Genomic DNA, 4,091 nt, shown 5'->3' with positions numbered 1-4,091 from the left:
TGTAAACGATTTATTATCAGAAGATAAGCTTAGCATGAGGCAGGATTTTCAGAAAGAAACCAACGTTTAATATCAGTGTTCAGCAAAAGTTGTCAACAGCAATCGGCAAAAGCAGTTTGGCAAGACGAGTAAAGTAAAAGACACATACTATTGATTCCAGCAGTGAACTTCACATTGCAGCATTATTTTCCGACTCTTTTAGGAACAAACATAAAACCTGTGGAGTAAATGGACTGGAAAGTAAAGCAAGTAATGAAAACTTGCCACTAAAAATGAGTAAGCCGCGCTTATGGTTATAATTATACGAGTTTGCCTACTGCTTTTGCCGATTGCTATTAACAACTGTCTGTCAGCAAAGAGGTGAAAGTGTTAGGGGTTCCCCAGAAATTTCGCTTGATCCCTCTTCAGGCTTCCTCCTGGTTATCTTGTAGGAGATTAAAAAGAAAAGGCCGTTATAACGGGTGTTATAACGGCCTTTCTGGTTATTTTAAGAACTATCTTATTTATCCGATAGCTACTCTTTTAAATTCTGAAACGGTCAAACCTTTAGAGATGCTATCCAGATAGGCTGCTACAGTAACAGAGCTATCTTTAACAAACTGCTGGTTTAACAAGGTGTTATCTTTGTAGAATTTCTGAAGTTTACCTTCAGCTATTTTCTCTACAATGTTTTCAGGCTTGCCTTCTGCCAAAGCCTGCTCTTTGCCTATCTCCAGTTCTTTCTCAACAATAGAGGCATCAACACCTTCTTTATCTACTGCTACAGGGTTCATAGCAGCGATCTGCATACCAACATCTTTTCCTGCCTCTTGTACATCAGCACCATTTACACCTTTAAGGGATACCAAAACCCCTAATTTGCTACCGGCGTGGATGTAAGGCACCACAGCTTCACCATTAACCCTTACGTACTCACTGATCTCAATCTTCTCACCGATCTTACCTACAAGTTCAGTAATTTTCTCTTCAACAGTAAGGTCGCCAAGTTTTTCCTGTTTAAGGGCTTCGATGTCAGCAGGTTGTTTTTCAAAAGCAACATCAAGAATAGCATTTCCAAGATTCTGGAATTCTTCGTTCTTGCCTACGAAATCAGTTTCGCAATTCAGGGCAATAAGGATTCCTTCGGTGTTGTCACCGTTTGTCCTTACGAAAACAGATCCTTCTGTTGTATCCCTATCAGCTCTTGAAGCTGATACTTTTTGTCCTTTCTTCCTTAGAAGGTCTATTGCTTTATCAAAATCGCCATCAGCTTCGGTAAGTGCCTTCTTGCAGTCCATCATTCCGGCACCTGTCATTTGCCTAAGCTTATTTACGTCTTTTGCTGTAATAGCCATAGTTACTTATATTTTAGTATTCTTAATTTGATTTGTCTTTAATAAAAAATTGAACATCAGTTTATGGCCAATGTTCAATTTTCTTTGAATTATCTATCGGTATAATTTATTTTATTTATTCTACAGATTCCTTGTCCGCTGATTTTTTAGCATCTTCTTCTTTCTGTAGACTTGCTTCTTCTTTATCCTTCTTTCTTTCCATCAAACCTTCTTCGATTGTTTTACCCACTTGCTTGGTAATAAGCGAGATAGATTTAAACGCATCGTCGTTTGCCGGAATAGGGAAGTCAACTCCTGAAGGATCAGAGTTAGTATCCACCATAGCAAATACAGGGATATTTAACTTTTGAGCTTCTTTTACAGCAATGTGTTCTCTCTTAACATCGATCACAAAAAGGGCTGCAGGCAACCTGTTAAGATCAGCAATACCACCAAGAACTCTTTCCAGTTTCTCTTTCTCACGGGTGATGGTCAATCTCTCTCTTTTTGCAAGGTTAAGGTAAGCCTCATCTTTCATCAGCTTATCAATTGAAGACATTTTCTTCAATGATTTTCTGATAGTAGCGAAGTTGGTAAGCATACCACCTAACCATCTGTCAGTAACATAAGGCATGTTTAGTCTCTTAGCTTCCTCAGTCACAACATCCTGTGCCTGCTTTTTAGTAGCTACAAACAAAACTTTCCTTCCTGATCTTACGATGTTCTTAAGTGCATATGATGCTTTGTCGAGGCACTCAAGGGTCTTATTTAAATCAATAATGTGGATTCCGTTTTTCTCCATGAAGATATATGGAGCCATTTTGGGATCCCACTTTCTCGTTAAGTGTCCGAAGTGAACACCAGCATCAAGTAAGTCTTTATATTCTAATTTATCAGCCATTAATTAATTTGTTTTCTTATTTATATTCCGTTAACAGCAAATATTAACGTTTACTGAACTGGAACTTTCTTCTCGCTTTTCTTCTTCCGTATTTCTTTCTTTCGACCATTCTGGGGTCTCTGGTAAGAAAACCTTCTTTTTTAAGAGGAGATCTGTTCTCAGCATCTACTTCGCACAAAGCTCTGGACAATGCCAATCTGATAGCTTCTGCCTGACCTGCAGGTCCGCCACCGTCAACATTAACCTTAATATCGAAGTTACCATCCTGACCAACAGTGTTTAGTGGCTGGCGAACGATGGTCTGCAAAATACCGGCAGGAAAGTAATCCTCTACGCTCTTGTTATTCACAGTGATCTCTCCTTTACCAGAAGTCATGTAAATTCTGGCAATTGAGGTCTTTCTTCTTCCTATTGAACTAATTACTTCCATTGATTATAGTTTAATTTCTTTAGGTTTTTGAGCTTCATGCGGATGCTCAGCACCCTCATAAACGTATAAATTTTTGAATAGGGACCTTCCTAATCTTGTTTTAGGAAGCATACCTCTTACGGCTCTTTCTACAAGGATTGTAGATGATTTTTTGGCCATAACCTCTTTGGGAGTAGCAGACCTCTGACCACCAGGGTATCCGGTGTGGGAAACGTAAACTTTATCAGTCCACTTCTTTCCTGTCAGCTTTATTTTGTCTGCATTGATAACGATAACATTATCTCCACAATCAACATTCGGAGTGAAATCAGGCTTGTGCTTTCCTCTGATCACTCTCGCAACTTCACTGGCTAACCGGCCTAAAACTTTAGACTCGGCATCAACGATGACCCAATCTTTGTTTACTGTTGCCTTGTTAGCCGAAACTGTCTTATAACTTAAAGTATCCACGCTGTAAAAGCTTTATATTTTTTTGACAATAGATAATTCCTCCCTTGAAAAAGGGACACAAAGATAGATGTATATATTTTGAAATGCAACAGGACCTTGAAAATATTTGGATTCCCGTTTTTGCAACAAATTGCCGCTATCAACTATTCTTCTCCAACTGCTCCACCAGCACCCTGAAGTCTTTGGGGTATGGCGCTTCAATAGAGAGTTCTTTACCGTTGAGCAATTTGAAGGTAAGACTGTGGGCATGTAGCGCCAGCCTTTTAATAAGCGGCTGCTCCTCGGTCCACTTCTTCAGGTTATACTTCCGCTTAATGGAAGACAAATATAGTGGTTTGCCACCATACATTTCATCGCCGGTAATCGGGGCTTCTACACTGCTCAGGTGTACCCTGATCTGATGCATGCGGCCGGTGATGGGCTTACACTCCACCAAAGTGTGGGCGGTGTAGGCTTTTAGCGTATTGAAAAAGGTCTGTGCTTCTTTTCCTTTATAATCAATCCTTACAGTTCCGTTGCCCAACTTCAGGATTGACCGGTCTACTTCCTTATTATCAAAATCGTGAATGCCGTCAGTGACTGCATGGTATATTTTGCTCACTTCCCTGTTTTCAAACTGAATAGACATGTGGCGATAGGCTTCAGGATTTTTGGCAATAACCAATGCTCCAGTGGTTTCCTTATCCAACCGGTGGCATACCTGGGCATCCTCATAATACTCCCTTGCCATTTCAAGTATATTCACAGTATCATTCCTGTCAGCAAGCGTAGAAATAAATGCCGGTTTATTAATAACGATGTAGTTATCGTCTTCCCAAATGATTAAATCCTCAAACTTCATTTTTGCCATGGCGCAAAGGTAATGTTTTTTCTGATTTGCTGCTGGGTTACTTGGCGCTGGGTACTGGGGACTAGTTGCTGGTTACGGGTACTGGTTTGCCTGCTGCTTTTGCCAATTGGCTACTGAGTTGCTGGTTACTGGCCTCTGGTTTTTGGC

5 protein-coding genes are annotated in these 4,091 nt (G+C 40.2%); all 5 read right to left on the bottom strand.

Annotated features, from left to right (window positions below; all coding sequences use genetic code 11):
- Positions 1-503: 503 nt before the first annotated feature.
- Complete coding sequence (tsf, locus tag E1163_RS19060) at positions 504-1,334, bottom strand: translation elongation factor Ts (RefSeq protein ID WP_155174055.1); 831 nt, start codon at positions 1,332-1,334, stop codon at positions 504-506.
- A gap of 115 nt (positions 1,335-1,449) precedes the next feature.
- Entirely contained in the window at positions 1,450-2,214 is a 765-nt protein-coding gene (gene rpsB / locus E1163_RS19055; RefSeq protein WP_155174054.1) for a 30S ribosomal protein S2, read from the bottom strand.
- 43 nt (positions 2,215-2,257) lie between these two features.
- Positions 2,258-2,644, bottom strand: a complete 387-nt coding sequence (gene rpsI / locus E1163_RS19050) for a 30S ribosomal protein S9 (RefSeq protein ID WP_155174053.1) — start codon at positions 2,642-2,644, stop codon at positions 2,258-2,260.
- A gap of 3 nt (positions 2,645-2,647) precedes the next feature.
- Positions 2,648-3,094 carry a 50S ribosomal protein L13 gene (gene rplM / locus E1163_RS19045; RefSeq protein WP_343033885.1) on the bottom strand — a complete coding sequence of 149 codons (447 nt, stop codon included), beginning with the start codon at positions 3,092-3,094 and terminating at the stop codon, positions 2,648-2,650.
- A 139-nt stretch (positions 3,095-3,233) separates the two neighbouring features.
- Positions 3,234-3,944 (bottom strand): RluA family pseudouridine synthase, encoded by a 711-nt coding sequence (locus E1163_RS19040; RefSeq protein WP_155174052.1) that lies wholly within the window; start codon positions 3,942-3,944, stop codon positions 3,234-3,236.
- Between the last annotated feature and the right edge of the window lie 147 nt (positions 3,945-4,091).

Source organism: Fulvivirga kasyanovii (genome assembly GCF_009711405.1).
GTDB lineage: Bacteria > Bacteroidota > Bacteroidia > Cytophagales > Cyclobacteriaceae > Fulvivirga > Fulvivirga kasyanovii.
This window is presented reverse-complemented; position numbering and strand designations above follow the sequence as displayed.